Origin of the sequence: Ureibacillus suwonensis (genome assembly GCF_042655065.1) — a bacterium.
GTDB lineage: Bacteria > Bacillota > Bacilli > Bacillales_A > Planococcaceae > Ureibacillus > Ureibacillus suwonensis.
On sequence record NZ_JBHSNQ010000180.1, the window covers coordinates 13,971 to 27,784 of the forward strand.

General features: G+C 39.4%; 14 protein-coding genes. 3 read left to right on the top strand and 11 right to left on the bottom strand.

Annotation, left to right across the window (positions count from 1 at the left end):
- Positions 1–31: 31 nt before the first annotated feature.
- The 6 genes from ACFPOH_RS13795 to ACFPOH_RS13820 all read right to left on the bottom strand — a co-directional run bounded on the left by ACFPOH_RS13795 (position 32) and on the right by ACFPOH_RS13820 (position 6,758).
- A complete protein-coding gene (locus ACFPOH_RS13795; RefSeq protein ID WP_342470977.1) occupies positions 32–199 on the bottom strand; it encodes a hypothetical protein in 168 nt (55 codons plus the stop codon).
- Between the two features lies 1 nt (position 200).
- A complete protein-coding gene (locus tag ACFPOH_RS13800; protein ID WP_390310206.1) occupies positions 201–1,367 on the bottom strand; it encodes a Ger(x)C family spore germination protein in 1,167 nt (388 codons plus the stop codon).
- Positions 1,357–2,466 carry a GerAB/ArcD/ProY family transporter gene (locus ACFPOH_RS13805; protein WP_342580582.1) on the bottom strand — a complete coding sequence of 370 codons (1,110 nt, stop codon included), beginning with the start codon at positions 2,464–2,466 and terminating at the stop codon, positions 1,357–1,359. The genes ACFPOH_RS13800 and ACFPOH_RS13805 overlap by 11 nt, the downstream gene beginning before the upstream one ends.
- Entirely contained in the window at positions 2,463–4,718 is a 2,256-nt protein-coding gene (locus tag ACFPOH_RS13810; RefSeq protein ID WP_390310208.1) for a spore germination protein, read from the bottom strand. Before ACFPOH_RS13810 ends, ACFPOH_RS13805 begins: the two co-directional genes overlap by 4 nt.
- Before the next feature lie 119 nt (positions 4,719–4,837).
- Positions 4,838–5,788, bottom strand: coding sequence for a bile acid:sodium symporter family protein (locus tag ACFPOH_RS13815; protein ID WP_390310210.1), 951 nt, complete (start codon positions 5,786–5,788; stop codon positions 4,838–4,840).
- An 88-nt stretch (positions 5,789–5,876) separates the two neighbouring features.
- Positions 5,877–6,758, bottom strand: a complete 882-nt coding sequence (locus ACFPOH_RS13820) for a LysR family transcriptional regulator (RefSeq protein ID WP_390310212.1) — start codon at positions 6,756–6,758, stop codon at positions 5,877–5,879.
- A 135-nt stretch (positions 6,759–6,893) separates the two neighbouring features.
- Between ACFPOH_RS13820 and ACFPOH_RS13825 the strand changes: the two genes are divergently transcribed.
- Positions 6,894–7,862: a DMT family transporter gene (locus tag ACFPOH_RS13825; protein ID WP_342470971.1), complete on the top strand. Its 969-nt coding sequence runs from the start codon at positions 6,894–6,896 to the stop codon at positions 7,860–7,862.
- Positions 7,863–7,951: 89 nt separating this feature from the next.
- On the opposite strand, the gene ACFPOH_RS13830 is transcribed toward ACFPOH_RS13825, so the two are convergent.
- The 4 genes from ACFPOH_RS13830 to ACFPOH_RS13845 all read right to left on the bottom strand — a co-directional run bounded on the left by ACFPOH_RS13830 (position 7,952) and on the right by ACFPOH_RS13845 (position 11,860).
- Positions 7,952–9,277 (bottom strand): protoglobin domain-containing protein, encoded by a 1,326-nt coding sequence (locus ACFPOH_RS13830; protein ID WP_390310215.1) that lies wholly within the window; start codon positions 9,275–9,277, stop codon positions 7,952–7,954.
- A 292-nt stretch (positions 9,278–9,569) separates the two neighbouring features.
- Positions 9,570–10,403: an SPL family radical SAM protein gene (locus ACFPOH_RS13835; RefSeq protein ID WP_342580587.1), complete on the bottom strand. Its 834-nt coding sequence runs from the start codon at positions 10,401–10,403 to the stop codon at positions 9,570–9,572.
- Between the two features lie 181 nt (positions 10,404–10,584).
- A complete protein-coding gene (locus ACFPOH_RS13840) occupies positions 10,585–11,145 on the bottom strand; it encodes a DUF4256 domain-containing protein (RefSeq protein WP_342470968.1) in 561 nt (186 codons plus the stop codon).
- Between the two features lie 139 nt (positions 11,146–11,284).
- On the bottom strand, positions 11,285–11,860 hold the full coding sequence (locus ACFPOH_RS13845; RefSeq protein ID WP_342470965.1) for a hypothetical protein: 576 nt from the start codon (positions 11,858–11,860) through the stop codon (positions 11,285–11,287).
- A 151-nt stretch (positions 11,861–12,011) separates the two neighbouring features.
- Between ACFPOH_RS13845 and mscL the strand changes: the two genes are divergently transcribed.
- Positions 12,012–12,407, top strand: coding sequence for a large conductance mechanosensitive channel protein MscL (gene mscL, locus ACFPOH_RS13850; RefSeq protein ID WP_141602587.1), 396 nt, complete (start codon positions 12,012–12,014; stop codon positions 12,405–12,407).
- 23 nt (positions 12,408–12,430) lie between these two features.
- Here mscL and ACFPOH_RS13855 read toward each other — a convergent pair whose 3' ends face one another.
- Entirely contained in the window at positions 12,431–12,952 is a 522-nt protein-coding gene (locus tag ACFPOH_RS13855; RefSeq protein ID WP_141602586.1) for a general stress protein, read from the bottom strand.
- Between the two features lie 107 nt (positions 12,953–13,059).
- Here ACFPOH_RS13855 and ACFPOH_RS13860 point away from each other — a divergent pair, with 107 nt between their 5' ends.
- Entirely contained in the window at positions 13,060–13,683 is a 624-nt protein-coding gene (locus ACFPOH_RS13860) for a LysE family translocator (protein ID WP_390310218.1), read from the top strand.
- The last annotated feature ends 131 nt before the right edge of the window (positions 13,684–13,814 follow it).

Here is a 13,814-nt window from a genome sequence, read left to right on the forward strand (position 1 = left end):
GATACACCTTTTCTTTCAGTTTCGACGATTTTCACGATTGTTGATTTTTAATTTTTTGACGGTCTTCCTGTTTCCAAGGAGGGTCTATCTTCTGATGGATTTTCTCGTTGACTTTGTAAACCAACAGTGGAACAATGAAAGCCGCAATCATTCCCAAAATCGTAGGCATATCCGGCACCAATTTAACAATAAAGTCCATCTCACTCACCTCTTGGAGTAGTTGTCCGGTTAATACTTCCCGGTTCCGCAATTGTGAGCTTCACATTAAGATTAATTTCGCTATTGGAGAAATAATTCGCTCCTTCCTCCCAATCCTCCTTAACCTTTTTCCATAATTTTGGATGGTAATGATGCAAATATTCACCCAACCCCATCGCATCTGTTCGGAAGTCTTCCTGTAGACGTTTGATTGCGCTCTTCACCATTTCTTCCACTTTTCTCTTTGAAGCACGTTCCAATTCCGTCAATACTTCACGTTTGAAAAAATCGTTCCATCCGGCCTGTTCAGCAAGACTCGCGGTCATTTTTATATCCAGGGCAAACTTCATTTGTTTCGGATCCGGATTTACAAGAGTAAATTTACTTTTAATACTTCCTATTTCAACCGTAATTTCTTCATTATCCAATGTTCCTGTTATTGCGCCATTGTTTTTCATTCCCCGAATAAAACTCAACCCTTTTGCTTCATCATCCTTCAACGTGCCGATCATCCGCTCCTGAGGGCCGTTATAAATGGCTATTTCACTATAGTCAATCTCCCTGTCACTCTTCTTTTTGATTTGTGCCATCGGAAAACTCATTTTTGAATAAAGCTTTTCATCAATATCCCCGATTCTGATTAAATCCACCACATTCAAATCCTCTTTATTTTCCAGCAGTTCGATAATGTATTCGCCCGGTATTTTCTCGTGTTCCGCCTCAACCTCCAACAATTCCCACGCATCTCCGCTGGAAACGGCAATCTTGATTCCCCTCCGCATGGTTTTGGAACGGAAAAACAGATCAAAATAATCTTTAAACGCACCGGGTTGTTTCATGATTTCTTCAGAAAAAATAATGGCGCCTAAATGGGTTGTATCCAACACCCGGCTGGACTTTTTCGCAATTTCCTGATTGATTTCAAAAAGGGACCTTCCAGTGCCTGAAAGATTTCTGAAGGCTTTCCCTTGCCCGCCGCCAGCCGCTATGGTGGAAATATTCTCAGGGTTCACCAGTTGTTCTGTAAATTTGACTTCCCCCGGATTATCCGTGGCATCAATCGCCACTACCGATATGAATGCCCGTTGTTCAATTTCAATTTGATCCCAACAACCGGATAAAAGGATTGCTGAAATGATGAAAATCCATACCGGAGCTCTATTCCCCACCGGACTTCCCACCTTTGATTTTAAATGCCACACCCAATAAAATCGTTACAATGATCAAATAGAACAACGTAAAATAGCCAAGACCTTTGTTATAATAAATTAATTCCAAATAACTTTTTGGCAACATGCTGATATAGAAAATGATGGGCGACAGGATCAAGATGGCGGTCATTTTTTTCAATCTACGAAAAAGCATCCGGAGGGCCATCACGGCAGTATCAAAGCCCATCATTGCAGATGTAAAAAAAATGATTGTCCAAAACACAAATAAAATCGCGTCAAAACGGTCGAAAAAACCGCCGGGGATTTCAACCGTTCTCGACAAATCAAATGTCGGATAAAACAAATTGCCTGTTGTGACATTTCCAAAAACGGATATGCAAACAAGAAAAATAATGAGATAACAAAAAGTGGAAATCGAAACCGCCATGACAGACAATTTTGGAATTTTTTTCGGATTTTTCACAAGAGCGATATAAAAAAAGTTGATGATAAAACCTAAAAAACAAATGGTGCTTGTACCGGTCGATTTTATATATCCCGTAAAATCCGTTTGGAAGATGGGAAACAATTCTTTCAATTGCACAATACTGATTGGCAGAAAAATGACCAATAACAACCCGACAAGTAAAATCGGGAAAAAAAGAATATTCAAACGGAAAATGGCGGCCTGGGAACCGGACACCGCATAGACGACAACAAGCAAAAATGTAAGTGCAATGATTTCCTCGGGAGTCCGGTCAAACAAGTATTGATGGGAAAGGAAGACGATTTCACTTACATTAAATGCGGAAACCGCAGTAAACAGCAGTGAAAAAATAAATGTAATCACAAAAGCAACCGGCTTGGAAAGCAGGAAGGAAGCGTAGGAATAAAAGGATTGATTCGGAAAGGAAATGGCAATTTTCGAAACAATCCAGGCAAAAAGGCTGGCAATCAGCCCACCCATCAAGATGGAAATCCAGCCATCCGAGCCGGACGTATCTTGTGCAATCACCCTTGGAAAGGTCAGTGTCAACACTCCAATAATATTGGTTATGATAGAAATGAAAAGATCCCGGTCGCTAATGATTCCTACCGTATCGGGCGATCGATTCATTGCCTTTGACCCCCACTGTTCACTTTTTGCAAATCCAATGGCTCCAAATACGGCGGCCGTCTTTTGAGTGTCGTAATAGGTGTGCGGATAACAAGGTTATTTAAACTGTCAAGGAAATATGGAGCAATCGGCGCTGAGTAAGGTATGCCCATACTTTTTAGATTGACGACATGGATGCAGAGCATAATGAAAACAAGAATAATTCCATATAGTCCTAAAATGGATGCCGCAATGACAAAAATGAATCTTAAAATACGGAAACTGATGGACGTGCTGTAGTTCGGAATCGTAAAGGAACTCATGGCGGTAAGGGATGTAATAATCACCAATGCCGGACCGACAATCCCCGCACTGACTGCAACATCGCCGATGACCACCCCTCCAACGATGCCGACGGTCTGGCCGATCGGTTTCGGAAGCCGGATCCCTGCTTCTTGCAATATTTCAAAGGTGACGGCCATCAAAAGCACTTCGATGAGGGCCGGAAACGGCACCCCTTCCCTTGCGGCTGTGATCGCCAAGATTAATTGGGTAGGAAGCATGCCCGGATGAAAAGAGGTCAATGCCACATAAAGCCCAGGCAAAAATAAGGCGATCAATACTGAAAAAAATCTTAACAATCTCATGGAAGATGCAACAATCCATCGCTGGCTGAAATCTTCCACTGTTAAAAAAGCATCTCCCACCGTAATGGGTGTCACTATGGCAAAGGGACTTCCATCCAAAAAAATGACCACTTTCCCCTGCATAAGATTGTAACTCACCCGATCGGGTCTTTCCGAATCAAGCACTTGCGGGAAAGGGGATAAGGGACTATCTTCTATCCATTGTTCAACGATTCCCGAATCCGGAACAAAATCTATGTCTATTGTTTTGAGTCTCCTCTTGACTTCATCCAAAATATCCGGATTGGTGATTCCTTCCACATAACAAACGGCCACTCTTTGATTGGACCGTCTTCCTACTTCATAACTTTCGATGCGGAGATTCGGATCTTTTAATTCCCTTCTTAGCAGCGAAATGTTTGTATCGATATCTTCAATGAATGATATTCGGGATCCACGGATAACCGTTTCTGACTGTGATTCCTCGAGGGAACGCTTTTCAGCCCCGGCCGTTCCCATCTCAAGGGCCATCTTTTCCCCTTCAATCATGAAAATGGAACTTCCACATAAGAGGGCATCAATCACTTGTTGAAAAGTGTTGATTTTTTTTGTATTTGTGATTGCAATAACTTCCTGATTGATTTGCTCAAGTGGGTTCTCCTTAAACTGTTTGTCCCTGGCCTTCTCTTGCAGCGTTCTTAATATGTTGTCATCCACGATTTTTGAGTTTGCCAGACCACTGATATAAAGGATGCTGCATTGGATTTTTGAAACTGTTTGCTCATTCTTTTCATCCACAAACAGCTGTGTATTGGTGGATGTTTGTTGGTCTGGAGTCGGATCGTCTTCGAAAAGTTCCAATCTTAATTCCCGGACAACTAAATCATACGGATTTCCCAAGATTTTTTTAATGTATTCAATATTGTCCTCCAGCTTTTTATAAATCGGTACACTGATTTGAGCGGATACATTTTGATCCGTGTTTGGCATCGGTTTTTGATGATTTGGCTGTTGGCTTTGACTGTTTTGCATGTCTTGGGCTTGGTTGTTTTGATTCGATTGGCTTCCCTGTCCATCGCCTTGATTCGATTGATTGGCTTGATTTGGTTGGTTGCCCTGTCCATTGCCCTGATTCAATTGGTTGGCTTGATTTGGTTGGTTGCTTTGATTATTTTGATTTGCTTGATTGTTTTGATTGAATTGATTGTCTTGATTGATTTGAACTGCTTGATTAGTTTGATCTGCTTGATTTGCCTGACCCCCTTCACGGTTCTGATTGCCTTGCGGGTTGTCAGGCTGAAGTTGGACATGCTGATTATTCGTCTGGCTAAAAGAAACCAATGGTTGGTTTTGATTATTTTGAGTATTTGATTGAATCTGCCGGTTTTGTTGATCCGTTATTGGTTGTCCATTGTTTTGACTTTCCTTTTGATTTTCCGGATTCCCCTCTTGGGCATCCATTATATGTTGAACACTGGAACTTAATTTTTGATCATTTTCTGTGCTTCCACTCATATTGGATTGGTTGTTTGATCCGCCCAAGTTTTCGTTCTGTCCGGAGAATTGCTGCAACATTTCATTTCGCTTGTTTGCGGAATTTGCATTGGTTGAACTTTTCTTCGGCACTTTTCGGTAAAAACGTCTCATACATATACTCCCACTTATAACATTTACTTTTAATGTGGTTCATTAATTAGTTTTTATACCATTCATCTACCAATAAATAAAAAAAACTGTCCAAAGATCTCCTTTGAACAGTTTTTGCATTAATATTCCAAATTAAATTTTTGCTGATATTTTTCAAGGATTTTACCGAATTGGGATGCCAATACTTGTTGAAACAGCATGCCGAACACCACAGGAAGAACCGATCTCGCCGGGAAATAGGTGCTTGCCACAACCACACCGACAGCGATATTCCGCATGCCTCCTGTAAAAACAAAGGTCGTGATCAAGTCCATTTTCCGCCATAAGAAATGCCCTATTAAAATACAGAAACTATAACCGGATAAAGAGACGACTAAAACCAACAAAATGATATCCATAATTTCCCAAGATATATTTTTTATATATGGCGCAATCACACTGCTATTGATAAACACAATGAGAAAAATGCTTAATTTCTGCATCGGTGCAAACACTCTGTTCAGCTTCGATACAAAATCCGCTTTTCCCCATTCATTCACAAGCATACCGAGAATGGATGGAAGCACCACCATCCAAATTAAATCCAACATGATGGATGTGGTATCAATCATCACTTTCTGCCCCACTGCTATTTTGGAAAGAAGCGGGAAGACAATCGGGGAGAGGAGCGTATCGATTAAGATAATGGACAGTCCCAGCGGTTTATTTCCATTGCAGATGCTGACCCAAATAAAACTGGTCACACCCGTTGGAACGGCTACGGACAAAATAAAACCGACCGTCAGTAAATGATCATCAAATACAAGTATGGATAATATGTACGCCCAAATCGGCATGAGAATATGCAAAAAAGCAATTGTCAACAAAATAAATTTCGGATGTTTCCTGACACTTCGCAAGCCTTGAAAATTGATGCTGATGCTTCCTGCAAAGGTCATAACAGCAAAGATCCAAGGAACAAGAAACCGCAAATGTCCGCCAATCTCATCTAAAAAAACCCCTATGACAAGACTTAAAGGGGTTAAAATGGGCATCAATTTTTGCAGCTTGGCATTAAAGGTCGTTAACATGCAAAAATCCTTCTTTCATTCCACGTAAAAACAGATGGTTTATATATTTTAACAATTCTATTAAAAAAATAAAAATAGCTATAGGATATTAATTTAATTCGAGATTGCGATGAATGGCCTCTTTGCTTTCTTCTATTGTTTCTAAAAATTTTTCCATGCTGGTTGTTAAATAGGAATCTTTTCTTCGAATGAAAACTGTTTTTACTTTGCTGTATTGTTCCGGCAATTGGTAGCATCGGATTTCTCCGCTCTGTTCCAAGTGGGAAACAGCAGATTTTGGAACGAAGGACACGCCAAGCCCCATGGCAACACTCCGCAATATCGTCTCCAATGTGCCAAACTCCATAATTTTTTGTGGTGTGATATTTTGGTCTTTATACCATTGTTCAAGCCGCGCACGGTAGCCGCAACCGGTGCTGAAGCATAAAAACGGCTCATGTTTTAATTCTTCCATTGTTCGTTCGCGGCAATCCGAAATCAACACAAGTTCCTCATCAAAAACATCAAAAACTTCCAGTTCGGGGTGGAAGTTGGATTTTGTCACGAAAGCGCCATCCAACTTATGATTGAGCACCTCTTTTTCCAAACTCTCCGTCACCCCTGTAAAAAGAGACAGCTCCACATTTTTATATTTTTTTATATATGAAGATAAAATGATTGGCAGATGATAAACGGTCTCCACCGTACCAATTTCCAATTTTCCGGTTGGTTCATCATGATTTTGAACGGCTTTTTTCATTTCGTCTGTGAGCTTCAGTATTTTTTCACTATATGATAATAGTTTTTTTCCTTCCGGCGTTAACGTCATTCCACGGCGGTGTCGATGAAATAAAGGTGTGTTCAGTTCGGCTTCCAGTTTCTGAATGCGGGACGTAACATTCGATTGGACATAATTCAATTCTTTTGCCACTTCTGTGATTGTCCCCTTTTCCGCCACCAATTGAAATATTTCTAAATCCTTTAATTCCACAATTAAACCTCCTTGATTGCCACTCTCTCTTCATCACAAAAAATGATAGTAACCATCCATTTTATTCATTTTACGTGATATTAAATTGAAGCTAATATTGATTATAACAATTTTTGCAGAAAGGGGTAGCTTAAATTGAAGAATAAAATTCTCATTGGGGCACTACTATGCTTTATAGCAGCTGTTTCATGGGGAGCCATGTTTCCGGTGGCCCATTCCGCCTTCCGATTTATCGATCCTTTTTACTTCACCATTTTCCGTTATGGAACCGTCACTATCATTCTCGCTGGAATTTTGTATTGGCGGGAAGGGAGAAAGGCCTTTCGTTTAGAAGGGAAAGGTTTGCCTCTCTGGTTTTACGGCACAATGGCCTTTACCGTTTATAATTTATTTATTTTCTTGGGGCAAGATTTGCTGGGGCAATCCGGTGTGATGGCCGCTTCCATTATGGAATCCCTCATGCCTATGATTTCCATTGTTATTGCGTGGATTTTCCTTAAGCATCGGCCGCTGTCTTTTACATTGGTTTGTGTTCTTTTTTCTTTTGCCGGTGCTTGTTTCGTCATTACGAAGGGAGATATTCAGTCATTTTTCAGAGCGGCTGATAGTATCATTCCGGTTTTTCTGTTATTAATAGCAGTCATTAGCTGGGTCATTTACACAATCGGCGGGAGTCGATTTGATGGATGGTCTCCGTTGCGTTATTCCACTTTAAGCTGTTTGCTTGGAACATTGACAGCATTCATTATCACAATTGGGGCAACGCTTTTTGGGGTTGTATCGTTTCCTGTGAAGAACGATTTAGTTGAAGTTGTGCCCCATTTGCTCTTTATGATTATCTTTCCCGGGGTTATTGCGTTACTCGGTTGGAATATTGGAGTCAGTTTATTATCCCCGTTAAATGGGTTGCTCTTTATCAATTTTGTTCCGGTAACAACCTTATTCATTTCCCTCATACAAGGTTATGCCTTAACCATTTTTGAGACAATCGGAACCATTTTCATCATTTCCGCCCTCATCTCGAACAATATTTTTCTGAGATTTGTAGAAAAGAGAAAATCCAATGTTCAAAAGAGCCAAACTTTCCAAGAAAGGCCTTTATAAATGAGGCAAAATCAGTAAATGATTATCCAATCCCCGTTGGATAATCATTATTGTGTATAAATACTAAAATCCGTTTATTCCTGAAAGTATTAGAGGTTCACTGTTTTTTCATACAATTCTTTTGCTTGATTTGCGACATCGGAAGTATAATGTTTAATTTTTTCAATCGTTTCCACAAGATTTTCAATATCTTTTCCGACGACTTCAATTTTATTTTTGCTATCCTGCAGCGATACTTCGATTTGATAGAAGGTATCTTTTACTTTTACACCGCTTTCCAAGCCGGATGTGACTGTATCCCGGATCATGGAAGTTGTAGAGACTGTATCTTTCGTAATTTTGGATGTACTTTCAATAATTTCCGTAATTTGTTTAACCGATTCTTTGGATTGGTTCGCCAGTTTGCGCACTTCTTCCGCAACGACAGCAAACCCTTTTCCGTGTTCTCCTGCCCTCGCCGCCTCAATAGCCGCGTTTAACGCAAGGAGATTTGTTTGATCAGCAATTTGAGTGACAAGAGAGATAATGTTGTTGATTTTGTCCGATGCTTTTTGTTGTTCCAGTACAAGAGTTTCCATTTCTTTTGTCTTTTCAGAAATGGAGTTTATTTTCTCTTTCAATTCTTCCATTAATATATTGCCGCTGTTTGTATTCTTCTCCATTTCTCTGACATCATGGATATAGCTTTCGGTATCGTTCTTAATTTCATTCGAATAATGAATAATCTCTTTAATGGAATTTGTCGTCTCTTCAGAAAGGTGCGCCAAATTTTTTGTGATGAGGGATAAATTGTTTTTCAATTCCCCTTTCACTTTTTCGTGCTGAATATGTATATGTTCCCTTTTTTCTTTTTCATACTCTTCCAGAACAATTTGCGTTTCAAAGTTGATCAGTTTTGTACACAGGAGAGTGGCTTTTTCGATGCTTTCCCTTGACCAATCACTCCGGATAATGATATTAATGAAGGAATTCAATATATTTTGAAAGGCGCCGATGTACCATTTTGGAATTAATCCGATTTTCAAATGCGCTTGTGCGATTCTTATCCTTTTTTCAATAAATGCTTTATCTATTTTTCCGGAAAACATCTCTAAAATATGTATTTTCAAAGTCTTTTTCAACCGTTCAACAGAACTGTGTTTATTGATGATTTCATTCAGAACTGGAATGGAAGTGAGATCCCCATAGAATGCGTTTACGATTTCTTCAATATTTTTTTCAATATACGGTTTTAGGCAAGCTAATAATTGTAAATCGTTCTCCGTCAAATTAATCAATTTTAATTGTTTGGGTATATCAGAATCACCGTTTACATTCATTCTTTTCTCTTGAAGACCCACCGCTTCCGCCCATTTTGGCTCATCTTGGCTTGCTTTAATTTTGCCGTTTTTGCTGAAACTTTTAAATAACACCATTTTTATCCCTCCCATATAACCGAAACCCTAAATAAGACTTATTTCCTAGTTAATCTTTCGCTAAATTTTCAAAAATTAAAAAAACAATTATATCAATAGTTCTTTTGTGCCATTGATTTTATTTTAAAAAATTGGACTGCTACAATATTAACTATTATTATAAATCATTTTTCTTATTTTGTGTAAATTTTCGGAAGTTGAAAATTAAAATATTTTTTTATTTTTCTAATATACATGGGAATAATTTATCATTTGTGGATAAACTTTTATACTTTTTTACCCCTCAATCCCGTTATTTTAAAAAAGCTTCCTGTTTGGATACGCGAATCATTTCACTTGGAAAGAATTGTTTGAAATAATTTTCCACTTTGACATGTAAGTTCTGTTGGTACCATTCCGAAAATTGATTTTCTGAAAAGAGTTGAGGCATTTTTAAACGGGCAGAACGTTTTCCTGCCGCTCCATCACCAATCGTCAATGTATCTATCCATATATAATCGGCAATGCCATCAAGTTTTTTGGGAAACCCGGGAGTGAATGGCAACACCGGGGAAATGGCCGCTTGTGTTGTAACTTGGGCAAGGTGCAATTTTTCCAGCGTTTCAATCCGTTTTTTTATGCTTGGGGCGAAAGGGGCAAAAACCCGTTTGACATCCTCCCGATCCGTTTCAACGGTCATGGATACGATCAATTTGCATTGTTCTTTCAGTTGGACAAGCAGATCTATATCCCTTTCAATTAAAGGGCCCCTTGTTTGAATGACAAGGAGATCCGGGGGATTTTGGAGCATTTCTTCCAATATCCCCCTTGTGATGCACGCCTTTCTTTCAATCGGCTGATATGGATCCGTTGCGGAAGACATATAAAGATTGATGGGACGTTCTTTTTTTCGAAGTTTTATGATTTCTTTCCGGTAAACTTCCCGCGCATTCATTTTGATATCCACCCATTCGCCCCATGAAATTCCTTTAAACTTTTGAATCGGCAATTCGCGGACATAACAATAGCGGCAAGCAAAAGCGCAGCCGCCATAAGGATTCAATGAATGGGTAAATCCGATATCCAGATACCCAGACGCTTCCGTCAGTATTGATTTTGAAAGAATCTCTTTATATTGGATGGCCATATCATCTTCTCCTTTAAAAACTTGTTTTTGAAAGTGTTGAGAGACTTTCTGGAAATGCGGCAATTACCGTGAAAACAGGGGCAAGAAAATAGACCATATACCGATGATTGCATCTGGCACATCATCCCTTCCTGCAAACAATAGGACAGGGGAAAATCTCCCACATATGATTGGTGCGAGGTTATACCCTCAACAACCCGCGAAATCCTCTGGAACTGTAATAAGAATCCGCTCCATTGTGATAAACAAAAACATGGCCATAACGACAGTCACAAAACAATGCCCCGCCCCGCTGGCGGATATCCTCCGGCGTCAAAATCCAACTGGATGTTTTGGTGTCGAAAGGCTCCAATTTTTGCAGTTCGCGGTATTGTGCTTCCGTCAACATCTCAATGCCCATTTCTTTTGCCAAATCCATCGCGCTGTTTTCAGGCTTATGTTTTTTTCTCGACTCCAATGCTTCACGGTCATAACAAAGGCTTCTGCGCCCTTTGGGACTTTCTTTGGAGCAATCGCAAAACAGATATTCTTCTGTCTTTTCATCATATCCTATTACATCAGGTTCCCCTTCAGTTATTTCCATTTTATATAAAGACCCAAGCTTATCCGGATTCGCTTCCAGTTTCTCCTGAATCGGTCCCCAATCCAATCCTTCATGGCGATGCATATTTTTTTCAAAGCGCTCCTTCAGTATGCCAATTAACTCTTCCTGTTGCGCTTTTGTTAAAATCTGTTGATCCATCCATCATTTCTCCCTCATTGTTATATTTCCGTATTATTGTACCCTCTTTACAGACGTATAATCTTTTTACCGTTGCGGGACACACAAAAAACACCATTTTGAATTGAATCCAAATGGTGTTTCTTGATTTTCCAATTTTTTATATACCTGAAAAAATATAATGAATCGTAAATACAATCAATAATGTTACAACTGCAATTCCCACTGCGGCAGCAATAAGGGTGGACTTCCAAGTATACCCTTTTAAATCTTCCTTTGTTGAATGATCGATTTTCCGGTTATGAAACAGCATCAAGAGATTGACCATTCCCAAAGTCAAAATGGAGATGACCCCCATAAAAAAGGTATCCGGTTGAATATTTTCTATGGAACTGTTATTCCAGGAAGAGAATGATGACGCCAATAAATTGCATCCGATGATAAAATAGCACACAATGACTGCTTTTCTTTGCTTATACCATCCGTCTCCCAACTTTTCTCTTTCATATGCGGCCACTTTTTCAAAGAGCGGAATGATCGACTTTGGAGAATCCTTCTTTACCAACGCAACCACAGCATAAATAAAAGAGAGTATAGCGAAAGCCAAGGTGAAATAAGCAAAGCTGCCAGGGGCAAAACGAATGATGGCAGAAAAGAGGAGTAAAACGGTTATCATGGCTCCATTTACAACTGCCAACTGCTTGATTCGCAAATGTTTTATTTCATTTCGATCCATTTTCTCCCCCCACTGTTTTTAAAACTCCTGGTTCAGGAAAACATTTCTATATATATTATATGCTTCCTGCCCCTTCAAAAAACTACTAAACGGTTTACATCATGACAAAACAGGGAATATTTTAACATCATGGAAATATTGGAGGATTTATATGTGGAAAGAATTTAAAGAATTTGCCATGAAGGGGAATGTCATCGATCTTGCCGTAGCCGTTGTGATCGGGGCCGCTTTTGGCAAAATTGTTTCTTCATTGGTGGACAACATCATCATGCCACTTGTCGGGGTTCTTACCGGGGGAATCGATTTTACCAAATCATTTATTTGGCGAGTAGGGGATGCAACGGTTTCCTTTGGCGTATTTTTGCAAAGCGTCATCGACTTTTTGATTATCTCCTTTGCCATTTTTCTATTTATTCGCATGTTGAATAAGCTGACAAAGAAGAAAAAAGAAGAAGTGGTGGAAGAAGCTGCTCCTGAGCTGGATACGAAGGAAGAGCTGTTAAGGGAAATCCGTGACTTGTTGAGAGCACAAAATACGAATAAATAAAGCGGAAAGTGAAGGAAACCCCTTCACTTTTTTAACCGTTCGAAGTCTTTACTTAAACTCGCCCTTTTTAACTTTTTGTGCCTGAATAAATACTGTATATCCGATTGATTGTCATAAGAAAGTTGTATATGAAAATAATTAATATATTCAAGTATGGCAAAAATGAAAACAAAAGCCGAAAGCGTCAGACCCTCTGCCGGCAGCAACGGGTACCATCTGAAAATGTCCAAAACAAAAACGAATGGCGTGACAATGATAAGAACAATATTCATCTTCTGCAGTTTCTTCATCCGCAGTACCACTTTTATTGGTGTGACAGGTGTATTCTCTTTTTTTAACTGCTTCCATTTGGAAAACCAATACATGCTCCCTTGCACTAAAAGGAATTCCAGAAAAATAAATGACAGCCAAAAGGAAGCAAGAGAATATATCCTGTATTGGGGATAGGCTTCATTCCACAACCAACTCACAATAATAAAACATATGACGGCGGCCAGCTCCCCCGTATAAAGGTATGCAAACCGCTTTTCGATACGTTTTCTCAATTCATTTTCCCACTCTCTGAAATATTTTATATATTCCTTAATTAAACAATATCAATTTTTTATCTATGTTAAAATATAAAAAATTTGTACTAAGGGGGTTTAGATCATTGGAGCTGCTTACGGTCTTATCTTTTTTGAGCGTAGCCGCCATTCTTACCATTATGCCGGGGCCGGATAATATGTTCACATTGGCGCAAAGCATGGCAAAGGGGAAAAAAGCAGGCATTTATACGACGCTCGGCCTATGCACAGGGCTAATCGTACATATTGGCGCCGCAACCGCCGGAATCGCGGCCGTTGTTTATCATTCCGCCATCGCGTTTAACGCCGTAAAATATGCAGGAGCTGCTTATTTATTATATTTGGCTTATAAATCCTTTATGGATAAAAGTTCCGGCATAAACTTAGGAAGTGCGGATTCCTTGGATTACAAATCGTTATATCAAAAAGGAATCATCATGAATCTGTTAAATCCGAAAGTTTCTTTGTTCTTTTTGGCTTTATTCCCGCAATTTATCAATTATGAGGCCGGGTACGTTTCCCTTCAAATGGTCTTATTGGGGATTGTATTTATCATTCAAACAATCCTTATTTTTGGCTTAATCAGCGTCTTTGCAGGCAAGGAGGGAGAATTCCTGCGCAAAAATCCGATGATTTCCAAAAAAATGAACTATCTGCAAGGATCCATTTTTACATTGATTGGGCTGAAAATCGCTTTTACGGAAAAATAACAATGGGGCTGGGACAAAACTAGCTTCTAGATAGGAAAAAGGAGAATTTGAGTTGGCTCAAATTCTCCTTTTTCCATTTATCCCCATTATTTTTGGTTAGTTGATCTTTGTTGGTCGTGTATTTTCGTAAA

What these genes read in the sequence shown, in the direction of transcription:
- ACFPOH_RS13795 (WP_342470977.1), bottom strand. Translation starts at nt 199, where the DNA reads ATGGACTTTATTGTTAAATTGGTGCCGGATATGCCTACGATTTTGGGA.
- ACFPOH_RS13805 (WP_342580582.1), bottom strand. Translation starts at nt 2,466, where the DNA reads ATGAATCGATCGCCCGATACGGTAGGAATCATTAGCGACCGGGATCTT.
- ACFPOH_RS13810 (WP_390310208.1), bottom strand. Translation starts at nt 4,718, where the DNA reads ATGAGACGTTTTTACCGAAAAGTGCCGAAGAAAAGTTCAACCAATGCA.
- ACFPOH_RS13815 (WP_390310210.1), bottom strand. Translation starts at nt 5,788, where the DNA reads ATGTTAACGACCTTTAATGCCAAGCTGCAAAAATTGATGCCCATTTTA.
- ACFPOH_RS13830 (WP_390310215.1), bottom strand. Translation starts at nt 9,277, where the DNA reads ATGGTGTTATTTAAAAGTTTCAGCAAAAACGGCAAAATTAAAGCAAGC.
- ACFPOH_RS13835 (WP_342580587.1), bottom strand. Translation starts at nt 10,403, where the DNA reads ATGGCCATCCAATATAAAGAGATTCTTTCAAAATCAATACTGACGGAA.
- ACFPOH_RS13840 (WP_342470968.1), bottom strand. Translation starts at nt 11,145, where the DNA reads ATGGATCAACAGATTTTAACAAAAGCGCAACAGGAAGAGTTAATTGGC.
- ACFPOH_RS13845 (WP_342470965.1), bottom strand. Translation starts at nt 11,860, where the DNA reads ATGGATCGAAATGAAATAAAACATTTGCGAATCAAGCAGTTGGCAGTT.
- mscL (WP_141602587.1), top strand. Translation starts at nt 12,012, where the DNA reads ATGTGGAAAGAATTTAAAGAATTTGCCATGAAGGGGAATGTCATCGAT.